This window comes from Selenomonas sp. oral taxon 126 (assembly GCF_001683335.1).
GTDB lineage: Bacteria > Bacillota > Negativicutes > Selenomonadales > Selenomonadaceae > Centipeda.
The window spans coordinates 1,482,442-1,508,747 of sequence record NZ_CP016201.1; the positions used below are offsets into that span (position 1 = coordinate 1,482,442).

At 57.8% G+C, this 26,306-nt stretch carries 40 protein-coding genes; all 40 read left to right on the forward strand.

Annotated elements, in window-relative coordinates; all coding sequences use genetic code 11:
• Positions 1-141 precede the first annotated feature (141 nt).
• Positions 142-1,800 carry a ShlB/FhaC/HecB family hemolysin secretion/activation protein gene (locus AXF19_RS06575; protein ID WP_172837366.1) on the forward strand — a complete coding sequence of 553 codons (1,659 nt, stop codon included), beginning with the start codon at positions 142-144 and terminating at the stop codon, positions 1,798-1,800.
• 254 nt (positions 1,801-2,054) lie between these two features.
• The gene (trmB, locus tag AXF19_RS06580) at positions 2,055-2,714 is read left to right on the forward strand and encodes a tRNA (guanosine(46)-N7)-methyltransferase TrmB (RefSeq protein WP_066846688.1); all 660 of its coding nucleotides are present in this window, start codon (positions 2,055-2,057) and stop codon (positions 2,712-2,714) included.
• Entirely contained in the window at positions 2,714-3,895 is a 1,182-nt protein-coding gene (ftsW, locus tag AXF19_RS06585; protein WP_066846690.1) for a putative lipid II flippase FtsW, read from the forward strand. The genes trmB and ftsW overlap by 1 nt, the downstream gene beginning before the upstream one ends.
• A 59-nt stretch (positions 3,896-3,954) precedes the next feature.
• On the forward strand, positions 3,955-5,973 hold the full coding sequence (locus AXF19_RS06590; RefSeq protein ID WP_066846692.1) for an LTA synthase family protein: 2,019 nt from the start codon (positions 3,955-3,957) through the stop codon (positions 5,971-5,973).
• Between the two features lie 153 nt (positions 5,974-6,126).
• Positions 6,127-6,372, forward strand: coding sequence for a ribosomal L7Ae/L30e/S12e/Gadd45 family protein (locus AXF19_RS06595; protein WP_066846694.1), 246 nt, complete (start codon positions 6,127-6,129; stop codon positions 6,370-6,372).
• 63 nt (positions 6,373-6,435) lie between these two features.
• Positions 6,436-6,813 carry a 30S ribosomal protein S12 gene (gene rpsL / locus AXF19_RS06600; protein ID WP_006692922.1) on the forward strand — a complete coding sequence of 126 codons (378 nt, stop codon included), beginning with the start codon at positions 6,436-6,438 and terminating at the stop codon, positions 6,811-6,813.
• Positions 6,814-6,840: 27 nt separating this feature from the next.
• Complete coding sequence (rpsG, locus tag AXF19_RS06605) at positions 6,841-7,311, forward strand: 30S ribosomal protein S7 (protein WP_006692921.1); 471 nt, start codon at positions 6,841-6,843, stop codon at positions 7,309-7,311.
• A 66-nt stretch (positions 7,312-7,377) separates the two neighbouring features.
• Entirely contained in the window at positions 7,378-9,456 is a 2,079-nt protein-coding gene (gene fusA / locus AXF19_RS06610) for an elongation factor G (RefSeq protein WP_066846696.1), read from the forward strand.
• Positions 9,457-9,471: 15 nt separating this feature from the next.
• Positions 9,472-10,659: an elongation factor Tu gene (gene tuf / locus AXF19_RS06615; RefSeq protein WP_066846698.1), complete on the forward strand. Its 1,188-nt coding sequence runs from the start codon at positions 9,472-9,474 to the stop codon at positions 10,657-10,659.
• 216 nt (positions 10,660-10,875) lie between these two features.
• On the forward strand, positions 10,876-11,187 hold the full coding sequence (gene rpsJ, locus AXF19_RS06620) for a 30S ribosomal protein S10 (RefSeq protein WP_006695835.1): 312 nt from the start codon (positions 10,876-10,878) through the stop codon (positions 11,185-11,187).
• A gap of 15 nt (positions 11,188-11,202) precedes the next feature.
• Positions 11,203-11,856 (forward strand): 50S ribosomal protein L3, encoded by a 654-nt coding sequence (gene rplC / locus AXF19_RS06625; protein WP_066846700.1) that lies wholly within the window; start codon positions 11,203-11,205, stop codon positions 11,854-11,856.
• An 18-nt stretch (positions 11,857-11,874) separates the two neighbouring features.
• Complete coding sequence (rplD, locus tag AXF19_RS06630) at positions 11,875-12,498, forward strand: 50S ribosomal protein L4 (RefSeq protein ID WP_066846703.1); 624 nt, start codon at positions 11,875-11,877, stop codon at positions 12,496-12,498.
• Positions 12,498-12,779 carry a 50S ribosomal protein L23 gene (gene rplW, locus AXF19_RS06635; protein ID WP_066846706.1) on the forward strand — a complete coding sequence of 94 codons (282 nt, stop codon included), beginning with the start codon at positions 12,498-12,500 and terminating at the stop codon, positions 12,777-12,779. The genes rplD and rplW overlap by 1 nt, the downstream gene beginning before the upstream one ends.
• A gap of 20 nt (positions 12,780-12,799) precedes the next feature.
• On the forward strand, positions 12,800-13,627 hold the full coding sequence (gene rplB / locus AXF19_RS06640; RefSeq protein WP_009657078.1) for a 50S ribosomal protein L2: 828 nt from the start codon (positions 12,800-12,802) through the stop codon (positions 13,625-13,627).
• Between the two features lie 223 nt (positions 13,628-13,850).
• Positions 13,851-14,132 carry a 30S ribosomal protein S19 gene (rpsS, locus tag AXF19_RS06645; RefSeq protein WP_006307562.1) on the forward strand — a complete coding sequence of 94 codons (282 nt, stop codon included), beginning with the start codon at positions 13,851-13,853 and terminating at the stop codon, positions 14,130-14,132.
• A gap of 18 nt (positions 14,133-14,150) precedes the next feature.
• A complete protein-coding gene (rplV, locus tag AXF19_RS06650) occupies positions 14,151-14,489 on the forward strand; it encodes a 50S ribosomal protein L22 (protein ID WP_006307561.1) in 339 nt (112 codons plus the stop codon).
• 16 nt (positions 14,490-14,505) lie between these two features.
• A complete protein-coding gene (rpsC, locus tag AXF19_RS06655) occupies positions 14,506-15,177 on the forward strand; it encodes a 30S ribosomal protein S3 (RefSeq protein ID WP_066846715.1) in 672 nt (223 codons plus the stop codon).
• Entirely contained in the window at positions 15,177-15,614 is a 438-nt protein-coding gene (rplP, locus tag AXF19_RS06660; protein ID WP_009349623.1) for a 50S ribosomal protein L16, read from the forward strand. The genes rpsC and rplP overlap by 1 nt, the downstream gene beginning before the upstream one ends.
• Positions 15,604-15,816 carry a 50S ribosomal protein L29 gene (gene rpmC, locus AXF19_RS06665; RefSeq protein WP_066846717.1) on the forward strand — a complete coding sequence of 71 codons (213 nt, stop codon included), beginning with the start codon at positions 15,604-15,606 and terminating at the stop codon, positions 15,814-15,816. Before rplP ends, rpmC begins: the two co-directional genes overlap by 11 nt.
• 58 nt (positions 15,817-15,874) lie before the next feature.
• Positions 15,875-16,132, forward strand: coding sequence for a 30S ribosomal protein S17 (gene rpsQ / locus AXF19_RS06670; RefSeq protein WP_009441255.1), 258 nt, complete (start codon positions 15,875-15,877; stop codon positions 16,130-16,132).
• A gap of 15 nt (positions 16,133-16,147) precedes the next feature.
• Positions 16,148-16,516: a 50S ribosomal protein L14 gene (rplN, locus tag AXF19_RS06675; RefSeq protein ID WP_006307551.1), complete on the forward strand. Its 369-nt coding sequence runs from the start codon at positions 16,148-16,150 to the stop codon at positions 16,514-16,516.
• A 15-nt stretch (positions 16,517-16,531) separates the two neighbouring features.
• Complete coding sequence (rplX, locus tag AXF19_RS06680) at positions 16,532-16,858, forward strand: 50S ribosomal protein L24 (protein ID WP_009441254.1); 327 nt, start codon at positions 16,532-16,534, stop codon at positions 16,856-16,858.
• Between the two features lie 28 nt (positions 16,859-16,886).
• Complete coding sequence (gene rplE, locus AXF19_RS06685; protein WP_066846719.1) at positions 16,887-17,426, forward strand: 50S ribosomal protein L5; 540 nt, start codon at positions 16,887-16,889, stop codon at positions 17,424-17,426.
• Between the two features lie 19 nt (positions 17,427-17,445).
• On the forward strand, positions 17,446-17,631 hold the full coding sequence (locus tag AXF19_RS06690) for a type Z 30S ribosomal protein S14 (RefSeq protein WP_006307548.1): 186 nt from the start codon (positions 17,446-17,448) through the stop codon (positions 17,629-17,631).
• A gap of 25 nt (positions 17,632-17,656) precedes the next feature.
• Entirely contained in the window at positions 17,657-18,055 is a 399-nt protein-coding gene (rpsH, locus tag AXF19_RS06695; RefSeq protein ID WP_006307547.1) for a 30S ribosomal protein S8, read from the forward strand.
• Positions 18,056-18,077: 22 nt separating this feature from the next.
• On the forward strand, positions 18,078-18,629 hold the full coding sequence (gene rplF / locus AXF19_RS06700; RefSeq protein ID WP_066846721.1) for a 50S ribosomal protein L6: 552 nt from the start codon (positions 18,078-18,080) through the stop codon (positions 18,627-18,629).
• Between the two features lie 21 nt (positions 18,630-18,650).
• The gene (gene rplR / locus AXF19_RS06705) at positions 18,651-19,010 is read left to right on the forward strand and encodes a 50S ribosomal protein L18 (RefSeq protein ID WP_006692909.1); all 360 of its coding nucleotides are present in this window, start codon (positions 18,651-18,653) and stop codon (positions 19,008-19,010) included.
• A 12-nt stretch (positions 19,011-19,022) separates the two neighbouring features.
• Entirely contained in the window at positions 19,023-19,532 is a 510-nt protein-coding gene (gene rpsE, locus AXF19_RS06710) for a 30S ribosomal protein S5 (RefSeq protein ID WP_066846724.1), read from the forward strand.
• Between the two features lie 15 nt (positions 19,533-19,547).
• Positions 19,548-19,733, forward strand: a complete 186-nt coding sequence (gene rpmD / locus AXF19_RS06715) for a 50S ribosomal protein L30 (RefSeq protein WP_006692907.1) — start codon at positions 19,548-19,550, stop codon at positions 19,731-19,733.
• Positions 19,734-19,752: 19 nt separating this feature from the next.
• The gene (gene rplO / locus AXF19_RS06720) at positions 19,753-20,196 is read left to right on the forward strand and encodes a 50S ribosomal protein L15 (protein WP_066846727.1); all 444 of its coding nucleotides are present in this window, start codon (positions 19,753-19,755) and stop codon (positions 20,194-20,196) included.
• Position 20,197: 1 nt separating this feature from the next.
• Positions 20,198-21,454 carry a preprotein translocase subunit SecY gene (gene secY, locus AXF19_RS06725; protein ID WP_066846729.1) on the forward strand — a complete coding sequence of 419 codons (1,257 nt, stop codon included), beginning with the start codon at positions 20,198-20,200 and terminating at the stop codon, positions 21,452-21,454.
• A gap of 17 nt (positions 21,455-21,471) precedes the next feature.
• Positions 21,472-22,116, forward strand: a complete 645-nt coding sequence (locus tag AXF19_RS06730; RefSeq protein ID WP_066846732.1) for an adenylate kinase — start codon at positions 21,472-21,474, stop codon at positions 22,114-22,116.
• An 18-nt stretch (positions 22,117-22,134) separates the two neighbouring features.
• Positions 22,135-22,353 carry a translation initiation factor IF-1 gene (gene infA / locus AXF19_RS13790; RefSeq protein WP_006307539.1) on the forward strand — a complete coding sequence of 73 codons (219 nt, stop codon included), beginning with the start codon at positions 22,135-22,137 and terminating at the stop codon, positions 22,351-22,353.
• 94 nt (positions 22,354-22,447) lie between these two features.
• Positions 22,448-22,561, forward strand: a complete 114-nt coding sequence (gene rpmJ, locus AXF19_RS13795; RefSeq protein ID WP_006307538.1) for a 50S ribosomal protein L36 — start codon at positions 22,448-22,450, stop codon at positions 22,559-22,561.
• A 14-nt stretch (positions 22,562-22,575) separates the two neighbouring features.
• Entirely contained in the window at positions 22,576-22,944 is a 369-nt protein-coding gene (gene rpsM, locus AXF19_RS06740) for a 30S ribosomal protein S13 (RefSeq protein ID WP_006307537.1), read from the forward strand.
• Between the two features lie 15 nt (positions 22,945-22,959).
• Positions 22,960-23,352 (forward strand): 30S ribosomal protein S11, encoded by a 393-nt coding sequence (gene rpsK / locus AXF19_RS06745; protein WP_006307536.1) that lies wholly within the window; start codon positions 22,960-22,962, stop codon positions 23,350-23,352.
• 20 nt (positions 23,353-23,372) lie between these two features.
• Positions 23,373-23,966: a 30S ribosomal protein S4 gene (rpsD, locus tag AXF19_RS06750; protein WP_006692902.1), complete on the forward strand. Its 594-nt coding sequence runs from the start codon at positions 23,373-23,375 to the stop codon at positions 23,964-23,966.
• 50 nt (positions 23,967-24,016) lie between these two features.
• Positions 24,017-24,976: a DNA-directed RNA polymerase subunit alpha gene (locus AXF19_RS06755; protein WP_009441250.1), complete on the forward strand. Its 960-nt coding sequence runs from the start codon at positions 24,017-24,019 to the stop codon at positions 24,974-24,976.
• Between the two features lie 19 nt (positions 24,977-24,995).
• Positions 24,996-25,328, forward strand: a complete 333-nt coding sequence (rplQ, locus tag AXF19_RS06760) for a 50S ribosomal protein L17 (RefSeq protein ID WP_006692900.1) — start codon at positions 24,996-24,998, stop codon at positions 25,326-25,328.
• 220 nt (positions 25,329-25,548) lie between these two features.
• Positions 25,549-26,306, forward strand: a 758-nt coding sequence (locus tag AXF19_RS06765) for a DUF3990 domain-containing protein (protein ID WP_237141534.1), incomplete at its 3' end; no start/stop codon positions are given.

The following is a 26,306-nucleotide window of genomic DNA, read 5'->3' on the forward strand; positions in this document are numbered from 1 at the left end:
ATAGAATGAAGACCGTCAGTTTACAACAACGGCGTGTGCCACTTCCCTTGTGTTTTCCCCCCGAAAATGCTAGAATAGAGTCGATTTATTGTCTGTATTTATAGAGGGTGAAATACAATCGTGCGAGATGGGATGAGCCGTATGAATAAGGGTATGATGCTGCGTGCAGGACTTGCCGCGTGTGTCTGTGCGGGGTTTGCATGTGCGTCGGGGACGAGTTTTGCCGCGCCGTCGCTGGCGCGTCCGGGGGCGGATGTTGCGCGTGAGCAGCCGAAACCTGAGATTGGGATTGAGGATGTGACGCCGCGCTATCGGCAGGATGGTGACGACGCGCAGTTCACGATTGAAAATTTCATCATGGAGGCGCCCGATCTCTTCCTCGACAAGGCGGAGCTGACGCGCATTCTCGAGGAGGGCATGGGCGAGCAGCGGACGATGGCGCAGCTACGCCGCACGGTGGATGAGCTGACGGCGTACTGCCGCACGCACGGTTATCCTGCCGCTGCGGTGTATCTGCCGCCGCAGGACAGTCCGGACGGGATTGTCGTGCTGCGCGTGCTGCCGGGGCGCTATGATGAGATTGTGATCGAGAATAACAGCCGTCTCAAGACGCCCGTTGCACAGCGCATTATCGCGGGGCTGAAGGCAGATGACATCATTACGACGGAGAAGCTGGAGACGGCGCTCTACTCGGTATCGGATGCGACTGGCGCGCGCGCGGTCGGCGTGCTGAGTCCGGGCGCGGCGTTCGGGACGAGCAAGCTGACGGTGCGCATCGAGGATTCGCGGGAGTCGAATACGGTCTTCTATGTGGAGAACTACGGCAGCCCGTCGACGGGGCGCTATCGCTACGGCTTGCAGGAGACGCTCTACAATCCGTCGGGGACGGGCGACAAAGTGAGTGCGGGCGCGTTGATTTCGAATGGCAGTCTGCGCAATTTCTACGCAAACTATGAGACTGTGGTCGGGCACGGTGGCACGACACTGGGTCTTGGCATCTCGCGGATGAATTACAAGGTGGGCGGCTCGCTCGCTGCAATCGGCGCGGAGGGCAATTCGCTGACGCTCTCGCTCTTCGGGCAGACGCCGCTCTACCATCTGACGGATCGCAGCCTGCTCGTGCGCTACGGCTATAACTACCGTGATCTGAACGACGATATCACGGGATTTGATCTCAAAGGCAAAAAGCATACACACAGTGTCTATGCCGGGTTGGTCGGCATCGAGCGCTTTACAGGCGGGACGATGCTGAACTACTCCGCAAATCTGACGGTGGGGCAGCTGGGGCTGGACTCGGAGTACAGCCGTGTCCTTGGGCTACTCAACAACACGGAGGAGGGCACGTACGCAAAGCTCGAGGCGGAGGCGACGGCGGTGCAGCGCCTCGGGAATATGACGGATTTCCTTGTGAAGGTCTCGGGGCAGATGGCGAGCCGCAATCTGGACAGCTCGGAGGAGTTCTATCTCGGCGGTCCGAACGGCGTGCGCGCCTATGCGCAGGGCGAGGGCACGGGCGACGAAGGTTTCCTCGGCACGGCGGAGCTGCGCTATCATACGCCGCTGCGCGGGCTGACACTGAGTACGTTCTACGATATCGGTACGGTGCGCGTGAGCAAGGGCTACGAGCTGGTGGACAATGATGTGACGCTGCGCGGCTGGGGCATCGGTGCCGCGTACAACAACCCGGGGGATTGGTTTGCGCGTCTGGACTATGCGCGGCGCATCGGGCTTGACTCGTCAGTGTCGGCGAAGAACAGTGCGCGAAACCGCATCTGGTTTATGGCAGGGAAAATCTGGTAATAACGTTGCTACGGTGCGCTTCTGCGAGAGGGGGCGCACCGTAGTCGTGCGGGATTTCGTACTAAGGAATCGCTGATAAAATGAAGTCCGTCAGATTGGCACAGATTTTTCTGTCCGATTGAGGCAGCAAACCGGACGCATAGCCAGAGCTATGTGGAGGATTTGCTAACGAAAAGCGGGCAAAAAAGATGCGCTAAGATGGCGTGGCTGAATTTATCAGTGCTTCCCTAAGATGGGGGCGAATGGGAAAGGCTATGAGACTCAGGCGAAAGCCGTGGATTGATACGGCGATTCTGGACTATGCGGATTTCGTCACGCCACTTGGCGGGGATTGGACGGCTTTTACAGGGCACTGGTCGGAGACGTTCGGGCGTGAGGCGTCGCTTCATGTGGAGATCGGCGTCGGCAAGGGCGACTTTTTGACGGAGCTGGCGGCGCAGAGTCCTGATGTGAACTATGTCGGTTTGGAGATGCAGCAGGGGGTGCTCTACTTTGCTGCGCGCAAGGCGGCGGAGCGCGGGTTGAAAAATCTCCGCCTCGTGGTCTTCGATGCGGCGCGTCTGACGGAGCTCTTTGCGCCCCGTGAGGTGGATCGCATCTATCTGAATTTCTCCGATCCGTGGCCGAAGGCGCGCCATGCGAAGCGACGGCTGACGAGTCCTCTGTTTCTCGCGCGATATCGCACAGTCTTGAAGGCGGATGGGGAGCTGCGCTTTAAGACGGACAATATGGGGCTGTTTGATTACTCGCTTGAGACGATGGCGGCACAGGGCTGGCATCTCTCGGATGTGACGCACGATCTCCACGCGCTCGGCGAAGCGGACAATATCATGACGGAGTACGAGCGCAAATTCAGTGCACGCGGCGCAAAGATCGGTCGGCTCGTGTCACATCCGCCCGTGGAGCAGGGCTGATGCGTACGCGCTATACGCTCTTCAAGAGTGAGACGGAGCCGATTGTCATCATCATGGCGATTCTGCTTGTGACGGGGACGATCAATGTATTCAGCTCGAGCTATGTGCTCGCGGCGATGAACTTTGAAAATCCGTATTACTTCCTGCAGCGGCATCTCCAATGGCTTCTGCTCGGGATCGTCGCGTGCTGGCTTTGCCGCCGCATGAACTACCAGCGGATGCGCGTGCTGATGTTCGTGGGCATGGGGGTCACGGTCTTTCTATTGATTGCCGTGCTCTTTGTCGGGACGACGATCAACGGGGCGCAGCGCTGGCTCGCGCTTGGCCCTCTGAGCTTTCAGCCGGCGGAGTTTGCGAAGTTGATGGCGGTGCTGATGGGGGCGTTCTCGATCTCGTCGGTGCTCGGCAAGGAGCGATTCCGCATAGAGCGGGATGGGGGACTGGTTGCCGTTCCGTTCGGGGCAATTCTCGTGATGGCGTTCCTCGTCTATCAGGAGCCGGACTTCGGGACGGCGTGCATTGTGTTCGGCGTGCCGCTCCTGATGGCATTTGCCATTCTCGTCAAGCCGCGCTACTGGTTTTGGGTCGTGCCGCTCACGATGATACTCGCATTTGCGATCGGGACGCTGCAGCCGTACCGCATGAAGCGCATCGAGGTCTGGTTCGACCCGTGGTCGGATGCGCGCGATGCAGGCTATCAGATGGTGCAGTCGCTCTCGACAATCGGCTCGGGCGGCATCTTCGGGATGGGATTCGGCGACGGTGTGAGCAAGTATGAGTATCTGCCCGAGGCACATACGGATTTTGCATTTGCGATCTTCAGTCAGGAGCACGGCTTCCTCGGCGTCCTGCTCATCTTCTTCCTGTTCGCCGTGCTGCTCGTCACGTGTATGCGCGTAGCGGCGCGCGCAAAGGATACGTTCGGACAGGTGCTCGCGCTCGGCATTATCTTCCTCGTGCTCGGACAGGCGCTCGCCAATCTCGCGATGGTCGCGGGGCTGCTGCCTGTCGTGGGCGTGCCGCTGCCGTTCATCAGCTACGGAGGCTCGTCACTGATCGTGACGATGGCGGGCATGGGAATACTGCTCGGCATTGCCGACCGCAGTCGGGATGCACCGCCCGTGAAGAAAAAGCCGGAGACGGCGGAGGAGCGGCGGAGCAAGATGCACGCAGTCCGATGATGGGAGGGGGCTAACGTTACTTTTGACGTTAGTCCCGTTTTATTTTGTGAGGTTATTGGATGTTCAGTGATTTCTTTTTGGGGATGCAGCAGGATCTGAAGATCTTTCTTTTGCCGCCTGTCATCTGCGCCGTCTTTCGCCTGATTTTCATTCTGGTCTACCGTCCGAAGAAGTCGCCAGTCGGGGAGTGGCGGAAGTGGATTACCTGCTTTCGTTACGGATTTTGGTGGGGGATGGACTTTAACGCCTATGCCTTCCTCGTTCCGCTCGTCCTCGTCTCCGTGCCAGGGGCGTTCCTTCCTGCGTACTTTGCCGTGGGGGATGCGGTGCGCATTGGTCTCTTCCTTGTCTACGCGGCAGCACTCTATACGGCGTTCATCGGCAAGATGATTTTCTACGCGCATTTTCACGACACGTTCAATCAGACGATCTGGCTTGGAAAACATGCGGATAAGAAAAATTTTGCCGATATTTTCTTTCATCAAAATCATGGTGCATGGCTGCTCCTCGGCTATCTGCCCTATCTGACACTTTGTGCGTTTGCGGTGCATGCCGTTCTCGCCCTGCCGTCTCTCGCCTATCCCGTGCTGACGGACGGCGCGGGGCAGTATGCGGTGAATACGCTCGTCTTCATCGCCTCTATTGTACTCTTTTACTGGCTGCGCTATGGTGGGACGCTGCGGCATCGGCTGAAGCCCGAGTGGGACGAGGTGCCCGCCTTCGTTAAGGAAGATCTTGTTCTGGGCAAGGCGACGATCGACGATCTCATTGCGCTCAAGATGGTATGGAAGCGTCCCGTGCAGGATGTTTTGAATCATTCGGATGAGGAGTCGTACGCGATTTTGAAATGCATGATTCCGCCTGATTCGCCTGTGGAAACACCTCTGGAGGTATTCCGACGGACAGCGGGCGGGCCGCGCATCGATCCGCCGCAGCATATTTTCTTCCTTCTGGCGGAGAGCTATGGGCAGGTGCACTTCGATGCGCCCTATGCCGGGCTGAATCTGATGGAGGCGGGCGCACGCTTTCGTGCGGAGCCGCATACCGTCTGTATCAACAATTTCCTCTCGAGCGGGATGATCTCACAGCCGTCCCTTGTCAGTCTGCTCCTCGGTGTCTATGATGCGGACATGGAGCTGAATGAAAATGTTCTGTTTTGGAATCATACACTGCCCACTTCGCTGCCATTGCAGCTTAAAAAGCTCGGTTATCATACCGATTTTTGGTATGGCGGGGGACTGAACTGGGGGAGCTTGTCACATTTTATCCCTGCACTTGGATTCGATGAGGCGCATGGCGGTGTGGAGATCTGCGCCGCCGATGCACCGCGCACGTGGCTTGGCGTTTACGATCATGTCTTTTTGACTGAAGCTGCGCGGCGTATTCGTGCCGAGGGGAATGCGACGCCATCCTTCCACTTCCTCTATACGACCTCGAATCACGGCCCCTTCCGCATTCCTTTCGAGGAGTATGGCTTTGATGCGGCACGCCTGAATCCTGAGATGGCAAAGGCGCTGAAGGGTTCAATGAAAAAATATCGCGGACTGGGCTGTGCATGGTATGCCGATCAGGCGCTCTGCAAATTTATTGAAGAGATGCGGGAGGCATTCCCCGATAGTCTCTTCATCGTCACGGGCGATCACATGGGCGGAGAGGTGCCGCTCATTGAAGGGGTGACGGAGCGGCAGGAGCTGCTCCTGCGCGAGCAGATTCTCACGTCGTTCTCGATGCATCATCCGCAGCTCACAGCGGAGCATCTGGCACACAACGAGATCGGCGGTCATATGAACATCCTGCCGACGCTCATCGAACTGATCGCGCCGAAGGGCTTCTCCTACTATGCTGTTGAGAATCCCCTGACGGAGCGGATTGAGCGGGTTGTGACACCCTATGCGTGGATCACGCATGAGGAGATCGGACGCTACCAAGATTGCAAGGCGCAGGAATTGAAGGTGACGGCGGGGGCACTGCCGTGGCGCGTCGATACGGAGCGCTTCACGGAGGAGCGCGATGCGTATTGTGAGCTGACGGCGTACTATGTGCGACATCCGGAGCTGCTTGTGGGTAAGAATGGATGAATGGGGGCGGGCACGCCCCTTTTTTGATTTTTCATCAAAACTCACAAGAAAGACACGCTAGGAGAAGTGTAAATAGAAAACTTTGTCAAATATGCGTTGACAAGCGTTTTTGTGAATGATATTATGTGACAGTCCCCTTTTTGGAGGTGAACTATGTCTCTGGAGAAATTACGCACAGCGCGCACGGTCGCCGGCATTCATCAGGTGTGCCGCGCGGTGGAGAGCGGCGCGGCAGAGATGGTGTTCATCGCCTCGGATGTCGATGAGCGTGTGCTTGGCGCACTGCTTGCGGCTTGCGGGGATGCGGGAATAACCCCGGACCGCACGGCGACGAAGGCCGCGCTCGGGGAGCACGCACGCCTCGATGTGGGCGCTGCGGCGGTCGCTACACTACGGTAAAAACGCAGCCTCTGCGTTTTCATACAAAAGAATTGAAATGACGACAAAGGAAGGAGGTGCAGTATGCCAACGATCAATCAGCTCATTCGCAAGAGCCGGAAGAGCCTTGAGGAGAAATCGAAAGCACCAGCACTGAAGAACAGCCCGCAGAAGCGCGGCGTCTGCACGCGTGTCTATACGTCCACGCCGAAGAAGCCGAACTCTGCTCTTAGAAAGGTTGCTCGTGTTCGCCTGACGAACAGCATCGAGGTGACCGCATACATCCCCGGAATCGGGCACAATCTGCAGGAGCACAGCGTCGTCCTCATTCGCGGCGGTCGTGTGAAGGATCTGCCGGGTGTTCGTTACCACATCATTCGCGGCTCGCTTGATACCGCGGGTGTTCAGAACCGCGCACAGGGGCGCTCGAAGTACGGCGCGAAGCGTGCGAAGAAGAAGTAAGGAAGTATATCGTTAGGAGGTTGGGCTATGCCACGTAAGGGCCCCGTGCCGAAGCGGGATGTTCTGCCGGATCCGGTATATCATTCCAAGACGGTGACGAAGTTTATCAACAAGGTTATGCTCTCGGGCAAGAAGAGTGTCGCACAGCGCGTTGTGTACGATGCGTTTGACACGATTCGCGAGAAGACGGGTCAGGATCCGCTCGAGGTATTCGAGACGGCGCTGCGCAACGTCATGCCTGTGCTCGAGGTCAAGGCGCGCCGCGTCGGCGGTGCCAACTATCAGGTTCCGGTCGAGGTTCGTGCGGATCGCCGCATGACGCTCGGCATCCGCTGGCTTGTCGGCTATGCGCGTCTGCGCGGCGAGAAGACGATGGATGCACGCCTCTCGGCAGAGCTGATGGATGCTGCGAACAATACGGGCGCGGCAATCAAGAAGAAGGAAGATACGCACAAGATGGCGGAAGCCAACAAGGCATTCGCACATTATCGTTGGTAGGAATCACTGATAAGCAGTTTGTCAGAGGTTTCGTAACCCCAACAGTGTAAGGAGCGATAGGAAACAGTGGCAAGAGAATATTCCCTTGAAAAAACGCGGAATATCGGCATCATGGCACACATTGATGCCGGCAAGACGACGACCACCGAGCGCATTCTCTTCTACACGGGCGTAACGCACAAGATCGGCGAGGTTCATGAGGGCGCTGCCACCATGGACTGGATGGTTCAGGAACAGGAACGCGGCATTACGATTACGTCGGCGGCGACGACCTGCCACTGGAAGAACCATCGCATCAATATCATTGATACGCCTGGTCACGTTGACTTTACGGTCGAGGTAGAGCGCTCACTGCGCGTGCTGGATGGCACGGTGGCCGTTCTGACCGCGCGCGGCGGCGTTGAGCCGCAGACGGAGACGGTCTGGCGTCAGGCGGAGCGTTACAATGTCCCGCGTATGGCATATGTCAACAAGATGGACATTACAGGCGCAGATTTCTTCAATGTTATGAAGATGATGCGCGAGCGCCTCAATGCAAACCCGGTAGCGATTCAGCTGCCAATCGGTGCAGAGGACGAGTTCAAAGGCATCATCGACCTCGTGAAGATGGATGCCATCGTCTATGAGGACGATCTCGGCAAGGTGACCGATGAGGTCGAGATTCCGGCTGAGTACAAAGAGCAGGCTGAGGAATACCGCGAGAAGCTTGTTGAGGCATGTGCCGAGGCGGACGATGAGCTCATGGAGAAGTACCTCGGCGGTGAGGAGGTCACGGAGGAGGAGATCCGCCGTGCGATCCGCAAGGCGACGATCGCCTGCCAGATGACCCCGGTCACCTGCGGCACGTCGTACCGCAACAAGGGCGTACAGCCCCTGCTCGATGCAATCGTCGACTATATGCCGGCACCGACAGATATCCCGCCGATTGCAGGTGTGAACCCCGACACGGGCGAGGCGGACAGCCGTCCGGCATCGGACAGCGCACCGTTCTCGGCACTCGCGTTCAAGATCATGACGGATCCGTTCGTCGGCAAGCTCGCGTTCTTCCGCGTCTACTCCGGTACGCTGAACTCCGGTTCCTACGTCTTCAATGCGACGAAGGACAACAAGGAGCGCATCGGCCGCATCCTGCAGATGCACGCGAACAACCGCAAGGAGATCGACGTGGTCTACAGCGGCGATATCGCGGCTGCAGTCGGCCTGAAGAACACGACGACGGGCGACACGCTCTGCGATGAGAACAAGCCGATCATCCTCGAGTCGATGGCGTTCCCCGATCCCGTTATCTCCGTTGCGGTTGAGCCTGCAACGAAGAACGATCAGGAGAAGATGGGCATTGCGCTCCAGAAGCTCGCTGAGGAGGATCCGACGTTCCGCGTCCACACGGATGCAGAGACGGGACAGGTCATCATCTCGGGCATGGGCGAGCTGCATCTGCAGATCATCGTCGACCGTATGCTCCGCGAGTTCAAGGTCGACTGCAAGGTTGGCGAGCCGCAGGTTGCATACCGCGAGACGATCCGCAAGTCGGTCAAGGCAGAGGGCAAGTTCGTCCGTCAGTCCGGCGGTCATGGCCAGTACGGTCACTGCTGGCTCGAGCTCATCCCGCAGGATGCGGGCGAGGGCTTCAGCTTCGAGAACAAGGTCGTCGGCGGCGTGATTCCGAAGGAATTCATCAACCCGATCGAGGCAGGTGTCCGTCAGGCGATGGAGGGCGGCGTTGTCGCCGGCTATCCGATGGTCGACATCAAGGTCATCGTCTACGACGGATCGTTCCACGAGGTCGACTCGTCCGAGGCTGCGTTCAAGGTGGCTGGTTCGATGGCGTTCAAGGCAGGTGCCGAGAAGGCAAGCCCCGTACTCCTCGAGCCGTATGTCAAGGTCGAGGTCACGGTGCCTGAGGAGTACATGGGCGACGTTATCGGCGATCTGAACTCGCGTCGCGGACGCATCGACGGCATGGAGCCGCGCAACGGCGTACAGGTCATAAACGCGTTCGTTCCGCTCTCGGAGATGTTCGGCTACTCGACGGATCTCCGTTCCAAAACCCAGGGCCGCGGGAACTACTCCATGGAAGTTTCCTTCTATGACGAAGTTCCTAAGAATATAGCTGACGCTGTAGTCGCCAAGAACAAAGGCGAATAAGGAGGCAATTTTAGAATGGCAAAGGAAAAGTTTAACCGCAGCAAGCCCCATGTCAACATCGGCACGATCGGCCACGTTGACCACGGCAAGACGACGCTGACGGCTGCGATCACGAAGGTTCTCTCCGAGAAGGGCTATGCGAAGTTCGAGGACTATGCGGACATCGACAAGGCTCCGGAGGAGCGCGAGCGCGGCATCACGATCAACACGGCGCACGTTGAGTATGAGACGGACAACCGTCACTATGCACACGTCGACTGCCCGGGCCACGCGGACTATGTCAAGAACATGATCACGGGTGCTGCACAGATGGACGGCGCGATCCTCGTTGTCTCCGCTGCTGACGGCCCGATGCCCCAGACGCGTGAGCACATCCTGCTCGCACGTCAGGTTGGCGTTCCGGCTCTCGTTGTCTTCCTCAACAAGGTTGACCAGGTTGACGATGATGAGCTCCTCGAGCTCGTCGAGATGGAAGTTCGTGAGCTGCTCTCGCAGTACGAGTTCCCCGGCGACGACATCCCCGTTGTTGCAGGCTCTGCTCTCAAGGCGCTCGAGGGCGACGAGGCGATGAAGGCGAAGATCCTCGAGCTCATGGATGAGGTTGACAAGTACATCCCGACGCCGGTGCGCGACACGGATAAGCCCTTCCTCATGCCGGTTGAGGACGTGTTCACGATCACGGGCCGCGGCACGGTTGCCACGGGTCGTGTGGAGCGCGGCGAGCTGAAGCTGAACGATACGGTTGAGATCGTCGGTCTTCAGGAAGAGGCACGCAGCACGGTTGTTACGGGCATCGAGATGTTCCGCAAGTTGCTCGACAGCGCTGTTGCGGGCGACAACATCGGCGCACTGCTCCGCGGTGTTGACCGTAAGGACATCGAGCGCGGTCAGGTTCTCGCAAAGCCGGGTTCCATCAACCCGCACACGAAGTTCAAGGCGCAGGTCTACGTCCTGACGAAGGAAGAGGGCGGCCGTCATACGCCGTTCTTCACGAACTATCGTCCCCAGTTCTACTTCCGTACCACGGACGTGACGGGCGTGGTTCGTCTCCCCGAGGGCACTGAGATGGTCATGCCCGGCGACAACGTCGAGATGGAAGTCGAGCTCATCACCCCGATCGCGATCGAGCAGGGTCTCCGCTTCGCTATCCGCGAGGGCGGCCACACGGTCGGCGCGGGTCGTGTTACGGCGATTGAGGGCTAATCACCCTTACTGATATTCCCTAGGAGGAGGAGCGGCGCGCTCGCGTCGCTCCTTTTCGAGGGAGTATGATAAAACTTCTTTTCATCTTTTGGAATCATACGACAGACGACGTACTCCATGCGATGACATGGCAGATGGCTATGCTCCGGCGGGGCAGAGGGAACTGCCGTGGAGAAATGTTTGGGGCGAGACCCCGGACGAAGGAGGAAAACTACTTTGGCGAAACAGCAGAAAATCAGAATTCGTTTGAAGGCCTATGACCACAAGGCGCTCGACCAGAGTGCGGCGAAGATCGTCGACACGGCGAAGAAGACGGGCGCAATGGTCTCCGGCCCCATTCCACTTCCGACGGAGAAGAATGTCTACACGATTCTCCGCTCTCCGCACGTCAACAAGGACTCGCGCGAGCAGTTTGAGATGCGTACGCACAAGCGTCTCATCGACATCCTGCAGCCGACGAACAAGACGGTCGATTCGCTCATGCGCCTCGATCTGCCTGCCGGCGTTGACATCGAGATTAAGCTCTAATAGGAGGTGGAAGCCTTGGCTAAGGCTATTTTAGGAAGAAAACTGGGCATGACCCAGATCTTCACAGAGGAAGGCCGCGTCGTTCCCGTGACGGTCGTTGAGTCCGGCAACAATTTCGTGTTGCAGAACAAGACCGACGAGACGGACGGCTACAACGCTGTGCAGATCGGGTTTGGCGATATCAAGGAGAAGAACGTCACGAAGCCGCTCAAGGGACACTTTGAGAAGGCGGGCGTGAAGGCGGTGCGTTTCATTCGTGAGATGCGCCTTGCTGCTCCTTCCGAATACAATGTTGGTGACACGATCGGCGTTGACATCTTCGCTGCGGGCGATCTCGTCGATGTGGTCGGTACGTCCAAGGGCAAGGGCTTCGCGGGCGGCATCAAGCGTCACAACTTCGCGCGCGGCCCCATGGGCCACGGCTCGAAGTCGCACCGTGAGCCGGGCTCGACGGGTGCGATGATCTCCGGTCCCGGCGGACGCGTCCTCAAGGGCAAGAAGCTCCCCGGCCGTATGGGCGGCGAGCGTGTCACGGTGCAACGTCTGACGGTTGTCCGCGTGGACAGTGACCGCAACCTCATCCTTATCAAGGGCGCGATTCCGGGCCCGAAGAAGGGATTTGTCGTGATCAAAGATACCGTTAAGCCTGCAAAGGCCGCGAAAGAATAAGGAAGGGGGAATCGCAGCATGGCGAATGTAGCAGTATATGATATGTCGCACAACCAGGTTGGCGAGATCAGCCTGAACGACGAGTTCTTCAATGTCGAAATGAATGCCGGCCTCCTTCATCAGGCGGTTGTCCTCCAGCTCGCATCGCAGCGTCTCGGCACACATGCCACGAAGACGCGCGGTCTCGTGCGCGGCGGCGGACGCAAGCCCTGGCGCCAGAAGGGCACGGGTCGTGCCCGCGCAGGTTCGACGCGCAGCCCGCTGTGGGTTGGCGGCGGCACGGTCTTTGGGCCGCACCCGCGCAAGTACGGCTTTACGATGCCGCGCAAGCAGCGCCGTCTTGCCCTCAAGTGTGCGCTCTCGGACAAGGTGCGCACGGGCGATTTCATCGTCCTCGACCAGCTCGATTTCGAGGCGCCGAAGACGAAGGCAGCGGTGAAGCTCCTGAGCGATTTCGGTGTAGATGCAAAGAGCCTCTTCATCACGGCGGACGAAGCCGTGAATGTGGAGCGTTCCACCAGCAATATTCCGGGTGTAAAAGCCATCTCGGCACGTGGAATCAATGTCTATGACATTCTCCATCACGACAAGCTCTTCATTACGAAGGATGCCATCACCCGTATCGAGGAGGTATTCGCATAATGGAAGCACGTGATATTCTCGTACGCCCGCTCATCACGGAGCGGACGACGCAGCTCATGGCTGAGGGCAAATACGTCTTCGTCGTTGCGAAGGCTGCGAACAAGATCGAGATTGCAAAGGCGGTCTCGGAGATCTTCAAGGTGAAGGTCGCAAAGGTCAACACGGTCAACGTCATCGGCAAGACAAAGCGCATGGGTCGCACGCAGGGCAAGCGCCCGGACTACAAGAAGGCCATCGTGAAACTCGCGCCGGGCGAGACCATCGAGTTCTTTGAAGGCTGAGACGAAAGGGAGGTACGAACGTGGCAGTAAAGAGTTTTAAGCCGTATTCTGCCGGCAGACGCTTCATGACGGTCTCTTCCTTCGATGAGATCACAACGGACAAGCCGGAGAAGTCCCTCACCGTTCGCCTGACGAAGACGGGTGGACGCAACCAGCAGGGCAAACTGACCGTGCGTCATCGCGGCGGCGGTCACAAGCGGCTCTATCGCATCATCGACTTCAAGCGTACGAAGGACGGCATCCCCGCCCGCGTCGCAACGATCGAGTACGATCCGAACCGCAGCGCACGCATTGCGCTCCTGAACTACGCAGATGGCGAGAAGCGCTACATCCTCGCACCGAACGGCCTGAAGGTCGGCGATGTCGTGGAGTCGGGTGCTGAGGCTGATATCAAGCCGGGCAACGCGCTTCCGCTGAAGAATATCCCGCTCGGTACGGTCATCCATGCCGTCGAGCTGAAGATCGGCAAGGGCGCACAGCTCGTCCGCAGCGCGGGCACGTCCGCACAGCTCATGGCAAAGGAAGGCGACTACGCACTCCTGCGCATGCCGTCGGGCGAGATTCGCCGCGTGCATATCAACTGCCGTGCGACGATCGGTCAGGTCGGCAACCTCGAGCATGAGAACATCACCATCGGCAAGGCAGGCCGCAGCCGCTGGCTCGGACGCCGTCCGGAGACGCGCGGTATTGCGATGAACCCGAATGACCATCCGCATGGCGGCGGCGAGGGTCGTTCGCCGGTCGGACGCAAGAGCCCGATGACGAAGTGGGGCAAGATTGCGATGGGCAAGAAGACGCGCCGCAAGAAGAAGGCGTCGAATCGTCTCATTGTGCACCGTAGGAAGTAATAAACGGCTCATGAGGGCGGCACCCATCTTGGGCATCTTTTCCGCCCTGTCTGCGGACAGCAAATCCTCCACATAGCATAATCTATGCGTCCGGTTTGCTGCCTTGACAGAACGAAAAATTTGCTCCAATCTGAGCACCGCCCAAGTAAAGCGGTATAGCATCGTAACTTGCAGATAGAACCATCGCCGAACCGCACAGTGTTCGGCGAAAGGAGGAAAAACTTTGTCAAGATCGATTAAGAAAGGGCCTTTCGTCGCAGAGAGCCTGATGAAGAAAATCGATGCGCTCAACGAGAAGAACGAGAAGAAGGTTGTGCGCACATGGTCGCGCAGCTCGACGATCTTCCCGGATTTCGTAGGGCACACGATTGCCGTCCATGACGGACGCAAGCACGTCCCCGTGTACGTCACGGAGGATATGGTCGGACATAAGCTCGGCGAGTTTGCGCCGACACGTACATTCAAGGGTCACGCGGGCGAAGAGCGCAAGACCTCGCTGCGCTGATAGAGAGGAGGACGATTCGTGGCACAGGAAGTAAAGGCTACCGCCAAATACATCCGTATCGCACCGCGCAAGGTTCGCATTGTGATGAACCTCGTACGCGGCAAGAGCGTTGCTGACGCTCTCGCGATCCTGAAGTTCACGCCGAAAGTCGGCGCGGACGCCGTGGAGAAGGTGCTCCGCTCTGCTGTTGCAAACGCGGAGAACAACTTCGACATGGATGTGGATCGACTGTTCATTTCCTCAGCTTTCGTTGACCAGGGACCGACCTTGAAGCGCATTCATCCGCGTTCGCGCGGACAGGCGTTCAAGATTTTGAAGCACACGTCCCACATCACGGTTGCCGTAAACGAAAAGTAATAGGGAGGGAAACAGTTTGGGTCAGAAAGTAAATCCCCATGGCATTCGCCTTGGCATCGTCAAGGATTGGGATGCCCGCTGGTATGCAGACAAGGATTTCGCGCAGAATCTGCATGAGGACATCAAGATTCGCGATTACCTCAAGAAGAGCCTCCAGACCGCAGGTGTTCCCCGCGTGGAGACGGAGCGCAGCAAGAACCGCCTGAAGCTCACGATCCATACGGCAAAGCCGGGCATGGTCATCGGACGCGGCGGCTCGGGCATCGAGCAGATCAAGGAAGGCCTCAAGGGGCTGACGGATAAGCGCGTTGACATCAATATTGCAGAGATCAAGCAGCCGGATCTCGACGCGACGCTCGTCGCCGAGAACATTGCGGCACAGCTTGAGCGCCGCATTGCTTTCCGCCGTGCGATGAAGCAGGCGGTTGGCCGTACGATGCGTCTCGGCGCGAAGGGCATCAAGATCGCGGTCAGCGGTCGTCTTGGCGGTGCGGAGATTGCACGCCGCGAGTCCTATCGCGAGGGCAGCATCCCCCTGCACACACTGCGTGCAGACATCGACTACGGCACGGCTGAGGCGCATACGACGTACGGCCGCATCGGCATCAAGGTCTGGATCTTTAAGGGCGAGGTTCTCCCCGACAAGAAGCAGGCGCCGAAGAACAATAAGGAAAGGAGCGAGGCGTAATGTTACTCCCAAAGCGTGTTAAGTACCGCAAGCAATTCCGCGGGCGCATGAAGGGTAAGGCACAGCGCGGCAACACGGTCAGCCACGGACAGTACGGTCTCGTTGCTCTGGAGCCGGCTTGGATCACGAACCGCCAGATCGAGGCTGCGCGTATCGCGATGACGCGTTACATCAAGCGCGGCGGCAAGGTCTGGATCAAGATTTTCCCGGACAAGCCGGTCACGGCGAAGCCGGCGGAGACCCGCATGGGCTCCGGCAAGGGCTCGCCCGAGTACTGGGTAGCCGTCGTAAAGCCGGGTCGTGTCCTCTTCGAGATGGACGGCGTGGCACGTGACGTTGCGGCAGAGGCGATGCGTCTCGCGGGACACAAGCTCCCGATCAAGACGAAGTTCGTCGTACGCGAAGAATTAGAGGGCGGTGAAGTGAATGAAGGTTGATGAGATCCGCGGCCTGAGCGCCGACGAGCTCAAGGAAAAACTTGCGTCGCTCAAAGAGGAGCTCTTTGGCCTCCGTTTTCAGCACGCCACCGGACAGCTCGACAACCCGATGCGTATCAAGGACGTAAAGAAGACGATTGCCCGCATCAAGACCATCCAGCGCGAGCAGGAAAACGCGCCCAAGACGGTTCTGACGAAGTAATCTGACAGCTTCGCTCAATGCGGAGATACTGATACGCAGGAAGGAGGCTCATACAAGAATGAGCGATAGAAACGTACGCAAAGTGAGAATCGGCAAGGTCGTCTCCGACAAGATGGACAAGACTGTTGTCGTTGCTGTCGAGGAGCTCGAGCAGCACAAGATGTATAAGAAGCCGGTTAAGAAGACGGTGAAGTTCCACGCGCATGACGAGAAGAACGACGCACACGTCGGCGACCGCGTATCCATCATGGAGACGCGTCCGCTCTCGAAGACGAAGCGCTGGCGCGTGGTCGAAGTCGTCGAGCGCGCGAAGTAAGGAGGAAGAGGATCAATGATACAGCAGGAAACAATCCTGAATGTCGGCGATAACACAGGAGCGAAGGAAATCCTCTGCATTCGCGTACTGGGCGGCTCGTACCGCAAGTATGCCAACATCGGCGACATCATCGTCGCCTCTGTCAAGGCGGCAGCGCCGGGCGGCACGGTGAAGAAGGGCGATGTCGTGAAGGCAGTCGTCGTCCGCAGCGTCAAGGGGCTGCGCCGTCCGGACGGTTCCTACATCCGTTTCGACGAGAATGCAGCCGTCATCATCAAGGATGACCACACGCCGCGCGGCACACGTATTTTCGGACCTGTCGCACGCGAGCTGCGCGAGAAGGATTTCATGAAGATCGTCTCGCTCGCGCCCGAAGTTCTTTAAGGAGGAGGTGTTATTTTGTCGCTGGCAAAACTGAACGTCAAGAAGGGCGATACGGTCGTCGTTCTTTCCGGTAAGGATAAGGGCAAGCAGGGCAAGGTCATCGAGGCTCAGCCGAAGAAGGGCAAGGTCATCGTTGAGGGCGTGAACAAGGTGAAGCGTCACACGAAGCCGAGCCAGAGCGCACCGCAGGGCGGTATCATCACGAAGGAGGCACCGCTGTTCGCATCGAAGGTGCAGCTTGTCTGCCCCGCGTGCGGCAAGGCGACGCGCGTTGCGCACCGCATCATCGGTGAGCGCAAGGTGCGCGCCTGCAAGAAGTGCGGCGAGCCCATCGAGCAGTAATCTTTAGCGGAAAGGAGGAATACGCAAAGTGGATAGACTCAAAGAAAAGTATCAGAAGGAAGTTGTGCCCGCTCTGACGGAGAAGTTCGGCTATAAGAACGTCATGCAGCTCCCGAAGGTGGAGAAGGTCATCATCAACATGGGCGTCGGCGAGGCTGTCGGCAACCCGAAGGCACTTGATGCCGCTGTGACGGATCTCACCGCCATCGCAGGTCAGAAGCCCCAGCTCACGCGTGCGAAGAAGTCGCTCGCTGCGTGGAAGCTCCGCGAGGGCATGCCGATCGGCTGCAAGGTCACGCTGCGCGGCACGCGTATGTACCAGTTCCTCGACAAGTTCATGAATGTCGCACTTCCGCGCGTCCGCGATTTCCGCGGGGTCAGCGAGAAGGCTTTCGACGGCCGCGGCAACTATGCCGTTGGTCTGCGTGAGCAGCTCATCTTCCCCGAGATTGACTACGACAAGATCGACAAGATTCGCGGCATGAACATCGTCATCGTTACGAGCGCGCATACGGACGAAGAGGCAAAAGAGCTCCTCCGTCTCATGGGTATGCCGTTCCGCGCGTAACGGGCTAGGAGGAACAACTGTGGCAAAGAAGGCAATGATTGAGAAGTGGAGCAAAGAGCCCAAGTTCTCGACACGCAAGTACAACCGCTGCAAGATCTGCGGACGTCCGCACGGCTACATCCGCAAATTCGATATGTGCCGTATCTGCTTCCGTGAGCAGAGTTACAAGGGCGCCATCCCTGGTGTAACGAAGGCAAGCTGGTAATCAAAACAAAGGAGGATATCGATTCATGGCAATGACTGATCCTATTGCAGATATGCTGACCCGCATCCGCAACGCGAACTCGGTCTACCACGAGAGCGTGGCGATCCCCGGGTCGAAGGTCAAGACGGCAATCGCCGAAGTCTTGAAAAAGGAAGGCTTCATCAAGGACTACTCCTTCCAGGAGGACGGCAAGCAGGGCGTTCTCACCGTCACGCTGAAGTATGGAGCCAAGCGTGAGCACGTTATCTCCGGCCTGAAGCGCGTTTCCAAGCCCGGACTTCGTCAGTATGCAAAGCACGATGCGCTCCCGCGTGTCTACGGCGGCCTTGGGATCTCCGTGATCTCCACCTCAAAGGGGATCATGAGCGACAAGGATGCCCGCAAGGCGGGGCTCGGCGGCGAAGTTCTCGCATTCGTATGGTAATGCACAGGCAGGAGGTGTAACAATGTCAAGAATTGGAAGAGCACCGATTCACATTCCGTCTGGCGTTACCGTCACGGTCGGTGCGGATAATCTCGTGAAAGTGAAGGGCCCGAAGGGCGAGCTTTCGCGCGAGATCCATCCGGATATGAAAATAACCGTCGAGGAAGGTGTCGTTACCGTCACCCGTCCTTCGGACGATAAAATGCACAGGTCGCTCCACGGCCTTTCCCGCACGCTCATCAACAACATGGTGGTCGGCGTGTCGGAGGGCTTCACGAAGACCCTTGAGATCAGCGGCGTCGGCTATCGTGCGGCAAAGCAGGGCAAGAACATCAATCTTTCGCTCGGCTTCTCGCATCCCGTTGTCGTTGAGCCGCCCGAGGGCATCACGTTTGAGTGCCCCTCTGCTACGGTCATCACGATCTCCGGCATCAACAAGGAAGACGTCGGCCAGGTAGCAGCAGAGATCCGCGCACATCGTGAGCCGGAGCCATACAAGGGCAAGGGTATCAAGTACGCCGGAGAGCATGTCCGCCGCAAGGAAGGCAAAGCCGGCGCGAAGGGCAAGAAATAAGAAGGAGAGGAGTGACACACTGTGCTTATCAAGCAGGATAAGAATAAGGCGCGTCAGAAGCGCCATCTGCGCGTGCGCAATCACATTGCAGGTACGGCGGCTCGTCCGCGCCTCAATGTATTCCGCAGCCTCAAGAACATCTACGCACAGATCATTGACGATGAAAAGGGCGTGACGCTCGTCTCCGCGAGCTCCAAGGACAAGGACTTCTCCCAGTACGGCGGCAACGTCGAGGCAGCAAAGGCAATCGGCGCTGCTGTTGCGAAGAAAGCCCTCGAAAAGGGCATCACCGAGGTCGTCTTTGACCGCGGCGGCTACATCTACCATGGCCGCGTCGCTGCTCTCGCTGAGGCGGCACGCGAAGCGGGTCTGAAATTCTAAAGGAGGGAAAGCATGGCTAGACATAACAACGAAAACGAGACGCCGGAGTTCGAAGAGCGTGTCGTATTCATCAACCGCGTATCGAAGGTTGTCAAGGGCGGCCGACGCTCCTCCTTCAGCGCACTTGTTGTCGTTGGCAACAAGAAGGGCAAGGTCGGTTTCGGTCTCGGCAAGGCTGCTGAGGTGCCCGAGGCAATCCGCAAGGGTGTCGAGGACGCAAAGAAGAGCCTGATCGAGGTTCCGCTGCGCGACGAGCGCACGATCCCGCATGAGATCACGGGCATCTTCGGTGCCGGCCGCGTGCTTCTGAAGCCCGCTGCCAAAGGTACCGGTGTCATTGCCGGCGGCCCTGCGCGTGCGGTGCTCGAGCTCGCGGGCGTGCGTGACATCCTCACGAAGTCGCTCGGCACGTCCAACCCGAACAACATGGTTCGCGCGACGATGGAAGGGCTCATCGGCCTCAAGAACCCCGCCGATGTGGCAGCACTGCGCGGCAAGACCGTGCGCGAGATTTTTGGCTGATAAGGAGGAACGAACATGGCAAAAGTCAGAGTAACGCTGACACGCAGCTTGATCGGTCGTCCTGAGACGCAGCGCAAGACTGTGAAATCGCTCGGACTGCGTAAGCGCAACTCCGTTACCGAGCTTCCCGACACGCCCGCCGTGCGTGGGCAGCTTCACAAGGTCTCCCACCTCATCACGGTGGAAGAGATTGCAGACTGAAGAGGGGAGGCAAACATCTATGAAACTGCATGAATTACAGCCCGCTGAGGGCTCGCGTGCCACGCGTAAGCGTGTTGGCCGCGGCATCGGCTCCGGCATGGGCAAGACCTCGACGCGTGGCATGAAGGGACAGAAGTCCCGCGCCGGCGGCGGTGTCCGCAGCGGCTTTGAGGGCGGTCAGATGCCTCTCTACCGTCGTCTCCCAAAGCGTGGCTTTAAGAACGTTTGGGCAAAGACCTTTGCCGAGGTGAACGTTGGCAGCCTGAACTGCTTCGAGGATGGCGCAACGGTTGATCCCGTTGCACTCATCGAGGCAGGCATCCTCAAGAATGTCCGTGACGGCATCCGCATCCTCGGCGACGGCGAGCTTACGGCGAAGAACCTCACCGTTCGCGCACAGGGCTTTACGCAGGGCGCGGCAGAGAAAATCGCAGCGGCAGGCGGCAAAGTCGAGGTGATCTAAGGTGCTCCAAGCCCTTGGAAACATCTTCCAGATCCCGGAACTTCGACAGAAGATCGTATTCACCCTCATCATGTTCGCCGTGTTCCGCATGGGGACACACATTCCCGTGCCCGGCGTCGATCCAACGGCGATCGAGCAGCTCTTTGCACAGGGAACCCTGTTCGGACTGCTCGACCTCTTCTCGGGTGGTGCGTTCAGTAAATTCTCCGTCTTTGCGATGAGCATTACGCCCTACATCAACGCAGCCATCATCATGCAGCTGCTCAACGTCGTTGTACCGACGCTTGAGCAGTGGTCAAAGGAAGGCGCAGAGGGGCACAAGAAGACAACGAAGGTCACGCGGTATCTTACGGTGGGACTCGCATTCTTTCAGGCGATCGGTATGTCCATCGGTCTCAAAAGTGCGATCCTCAACCCGAGTCCCGTGAACATCCTCATCATTGCCATCACGCTCACAGCGGGGACAGTGTTCCTGATGTGGCTGGGCGAACAGATCACGGCAAACGGTGTCGGCAATGGAATCTCTCTGATTATCTTTGCCGGTATCGTCGCGGCTCTGCCGAAGAACATCGGCACAATCTACGCCTATGTCAAGGCGGGTACGATCAGCTATTTCAGCGTATTCGCGTTTGGCGTCATCGCACTCGCGATGATCGTCTTCGTCATTCACATCGAGACGGGATTCCGCCGCGTCCCGATCACGTATGCAAAGCGTCTCGTCGGCGGGCGCGTGGGCAGCGGGCACTCGAGTCACATTCCGTTCAAGGTCAATCAGGCGGGCGTTATCCCGATCATCTTCGCCTCGTCGGTGCTTATGTTCCCGATTACGGTTGCACAGTTCATCGACATTCCGTGGGTCAAGACAGCGGCGGCGTACCTCGAGTGGGGCAAACCACTCCAGACTACGCTGTACGTCCTGATGATTATCTTCTTCACCTACTTCTATACGTCGGTGACAGTGAAGATTCCGGATATGGCAGACAATCTCAAGAAATACGGCGGATTCGTGCCGGGGCTTCGTCCCGGACAGGCGACGGCGGATTATCTTGACTATGTACTCACGCGCATCACGCTTGCGGGGGCATTCTTCCTCGCATTCATCGCGGTGCTGCCAAACATGGTGGCAGGTGCGACGAACATTCAGGGCGTGTACTTCGGCGGCACGGCGCTGCTCATCGTCGTCGGCGTTGCGCTGCAGACCATGAAGCAGATCGAGTCGATGGTCGTCATGCGCCACTACGAAGGCTTTATGAAATAACGTAAGGAGATTGAGCAATGCACATCATTTTGATGGGGCCCCCGGGTGCCGGCAAGGGCACGCAGGCGGCAAACCTCGTAAAGCGATACGGTATCCTGCATATCTCCACGGGCGATATGTTTCGTGAAGCCGTGAAAGAGGGCACGCCGCTCGGCAAAGAGGCAAAGTCCTACATGGACGCGGGCAAGCTCGTCCCCGACGAGGTGACGATCGGCATTGTGCGCGAGCGTCTCAGCAAAGACGACTGCAAGAAGGGATTCATCCTCGATGGATTCCCGCGCACGGTCGAGCAGGCGGATGCACTCAATGAAATCCTTGCAGACAACGGGCTGACGCTCACGGGCGTCCTCAACATCAACGTCCCCGCCGCCGATCTCATCGAGCGTGCCGTTGGACGCCGTATCTGCAAGAGTTGCGGACATTCCTTCCACGTGAAGTTCAACCCGACCAAGGTTGAGGGTGTCTGCGATGACTGCGGCGGTACGACCTATCAGCGTGCCGACGACAGCGAAGAGACCATGAAGAGCCGTCTTTCCGTCTATGAATCCTCCACGCGCCCCCTCATCGACTACTACACGAAGGCGGGCGTCTACAAGGAGATCGACGGCAGACAGGACATCGCAAAGGTCGAGGCGGATCTCGCCGCCGTCCTTGAGGCGTAAAAGGAGCGAAAGGGAAGTATGTCAAAACAGGATGTCATCGAGGTAGAGGGAAGAGTCGTCGAGAAGCTTCCCAATGCGATGTTCCAGGTCGAACTTGAGAATGGACACGTCGTCCTCGCTCATGTATCCGGAAAGATACGCATGAACTTCATCCGTATTCTGCCGGGCGACAAGGTAACCATCGAACTCACCCCGTACGATCTGACTCGTGGACGTATTACATATCGCTTCAAATAGTCCTGAAAATACTAGCCAGACGGGATTTTCTGTGCTAGAATAGAAAAGATCGACTTGAACCTTGAATGTAAGGAGACGGAAGGAGGCAAGCGCAGTGAAGGTAAGACCGTCTGTCAAGAAAATCTGCGAGAAATGCAAGATCATCAAGCGCAAGGGCCGTGTCATGGTCATTTGCGAGAACCCCAAGCATAAACAAAGACAAGGATAAAAGGAGGTGCACTTATGGCACGTATTGCCGGTGTAGATTTGCCCCGTGATAAGAGAATTGAGATTTCCCTGACGTACATCTACGGGATTGGCCTGACGACCGCGAAGAAGCTGCTCGCGATCGCAAACGTCAATCCCGATACCCGTACGCGCGACCTCACGGAGGATGAAGTCGTCAGACTTCGTGATGCCATCGACAAGAACGCCGTGGTGGAGGGCGACCTTCGCCGCGAAATTCAGATGAACATCAAGCGTCTCGTTGATATCGGCTGCTACCGTGGCCGCCGCCACCGTCTCGGCCTGCCTGTCCGCGGACAGAACACGAAGAACAATGCGCGCACGCGCAAGGGCCCGAAGAAGGCCGTTGCAGGCAAGAAAAAGTAAAGGAGGCTCGTAGAGGTGGCTGTTAAGAAAACAACACGTTCCAAGAAAAAAGTTCGCAAGAACATAGAGTCGGGCGTTGCACACATCAGCTCGACATTCAACAACACGATCGTCACGCTCACCGATAAGAGCGGCAATGCCCTCTCGTGGGCGAGCGCCGGCGGTCTCGGCTTCCGTGGCTCGCGCAAGAGCACGCCGTTTGCAGCACAGATGGCTGCAGAGACGGCTGCAAAGGCTGCGATGGAGCACGGCCTGAAGTCCGTCGAAGTCTATGTCAAGGGTCCTGGTGCAGGCCGTGAGGCAGCAATCCGCTCGCTGCAGGCTACGGGTCTCGAAGTCAATATGATCAAAGACGTGACTCCCATCCCGCACAACGGATGCCGTCCGCCGAAGCGTCGCCGCGTCTAACAGGAGGTGCATGAAACAACATGGCAATCGATAGAGTACCAGTCCTCAAGCGCTGCCGCGCACTCGGACTCGAGCCTGCGACCCTCGGCCGCTCGCGTCAGTCGACGCGTCAGCTGCGCCGCACGAATCGCAAGGTCTCGGAGTACGGACTCCAGCTCAAGGAAAAGCAGAAGGCAAAGTTCATCTATGGTGTCCTTGAGCGTCAGTTCCGCGGCTACTATGACAAGGCGAAGAAGATGTCGGGCGTCACAGGTGAGAACCTGCTGAGCCTCCTCGAGCGCCGTCTCGACAACGTCGTCTTCCGCCTCGGGCTTGCCAACACGCGCCGTCAGGCACGTCAGCTCGTCCGTCACGGTCATTTCACCGTGAACGGCAAGCGCGTTGACATCCCCTCCGCACTCGTCCGCGAGGGCGACGTGATTGAGGTCGCCGAGAAGAGCCGCGCGAGCGCGTTCTTCAAGGAGCTGAAGGAGAGCAGCAATGCCCTTTCCGCACCTGCATGGCTGACCGCCGATCAGGCAAACCTGACGGGCACGGTCACACGTTTCCCCCATCGTGAGGAAATCGACGTTCCGGTCAATGAACAGGCCATCGTCGAACTCTACTCCAAATAATGAATGTGAATGTGTCTGCATTACGCGTTTATTATGGAGGAGGCACATAGATGACAGATATCGAGAAACCGAAAATCGAGATCGCAGAGATCAGCGAGGACGGACGCTACGGGCGTTTCGTCTGCGAGCCACTCGAGCCGGGCTACGGCACGACGTTCGGCAACAGTCTGCGGCGTATGCTGCTCTCCTCACTGGATGGAGCGGCGGTCACCTCCATCCAAATCGACGGCGTGCTGCACGAGTTCTCCACAATCCCGGGCGTACGGGATGATGTGACGAGCATCGTACTGGCACTCAAGCAGCTCTGCATTCGAATGCAGGGGAGCGAGCCGCATACCATCCGCATCGAGGCGGAGGGGGAGCGCGAGGTCACTGCAGCCGACATCGAATGCGGCAGCGACATCGAGATCCTGAACCCCGATCTTCACATTGCAACGCTGAATGCGACGGGCAAGCTCAAGATCGAGATGACCGTCGAGCGCGGGCGCGGCTATGTGGCGGCGGACAAGAACAAGAAGGCGGACGACAGCATCGGCGTCATCCCCATCGACTCCATCTTCTCCCCCGTCCAGCGCGTCAACTACACGGTAGAGGACACGCGCGTCGGCAACGTCACCGACTACGACCGCCTCATCCTCGACGTGTGGACGAACGGCTCCATCCGTCCGGAGGAAGCCGTGAGCAAGGCGGCTGCCATCCTCGTCATGCACCTGCGTCTGTTCCAGAACATGGACGGCACGGTCATCGAGGAGGAGGAGGAAGTCCCGAACTTCCCGCCCGAAGAGGTCGACGACAGCGCAAAGGTGCTCGAGATGACCATCGACGATCTGGATCTTTCCGTCCGTTCCTTCAACTGCCTTAAGCGCGCCGGCATCAACACCGTTGCCGATCTCGCGCAGAAGACCGAGGATGACATGATGAAGGTACGCAATCTCGGGCGAAAATCTCTGGATGAAGTGAAGAAAAAACTTGAGGAGCTTGGACTCTCCTTGAGACAGGAAAACGAATAACGATAGGAGTGGGAAACACATGAGAAAGCTCGGACGCAATTCCGCGGCCCGCAAGGCTCTCCTCAGGAGCATCCTCACATCCTTCTTCAAGTATGGACGCATTGAGACGACCGAGGCAAAGGCAAAGGAGCTCCGCTCTCTCGCCGATGGTCTCATCACGCTCGCCAAGCGCGGCGACCTCAGTGCGCGCCGTCAGGCTATCGCAGCTCTGGCAGAAGAGGATGTCGTGCGCAAGCTCTTCGGCGAAATCGCAGAGAAATACACGGATAAGAAGAGCGGCTACACCCGCATCTTGAAGCTCGGCCCCCGTCGCGGCGACGCCGCCCCGATGGCCATCATCGAGCTCGTATGAGAGACGAAAGAGCAGAAAACCTTTTAGAGCAAAGGTTTTCTGCTCTTTTTTATTGCATCCCTTGCCAAGAAGGATAAGGAAAAGGATTACACTGCGATCTTCACGCAGGAAAATCCTCACCTGGAAAGGAAAATCGACACGCTTTTTGATGGTGTCAAAAGCCGCTTTTCTCGGAGATAATGTGGTATAATGTCATGAGAAGATAAAGGCTGAGAGGTATATGATGTCCCACGAGAATTTACAGGATGTCTATGCGGCAGAGCAAATGCCACAGGAGATACAAAAGCAAATAGCCGTGCTCGAATCCACGTCACAGGCGGTTCTGATCCCACAGGCACAAAACGACCTGCAGCAATGTATCGAACAAGCCTATGACAGGGGAAGCATCTCAGAGGGGACACGCACCTATCTGAGCGCACATTATCTTCACGATGCGTTCCTGCCGGAGCAGCTTTCGCAGCGGAAGATCGCCCTCTTTCATGGCTCGCTGGATGCCGTCGGCTGGCCACAGCTCTCGAAATGTCGCGCGGCAAACGATTTCGGCAAGTGCTTTTATTGCACCGAGGAGATGGATCTGGCAAAAGAATGGTCTTGCCAATACGGAAAAACCGGTGTTGTTTCGGGCTATATCCTCAAAATGGACGGCCTGAACATAGTCAACCTGAACTCAGAGCAGTATCACACACTCAACTGGATCGGCACACTGCTCGAGCATCGGCAGCCGAACAATTTGGACGATGACAGTAAAGAGGCACGGGACTACCTGATTCAGAACTTCGCCGTTGATCTTTCACGGGCAGATGTCATTGTCGGCTATCGCGCCGACGATTCATATTTCCAGTATGCAACGGACTTCCTGCGGAATCGCATCAGTCTTGACAAACTCAGTGAAGCGATGCGGTTGGGCAAACTGGGAGAGCAGGTAGCCATTAAATCCGAGAGAGCATTCAAGAGACTTGAGTTCAAACGAGCCTATCC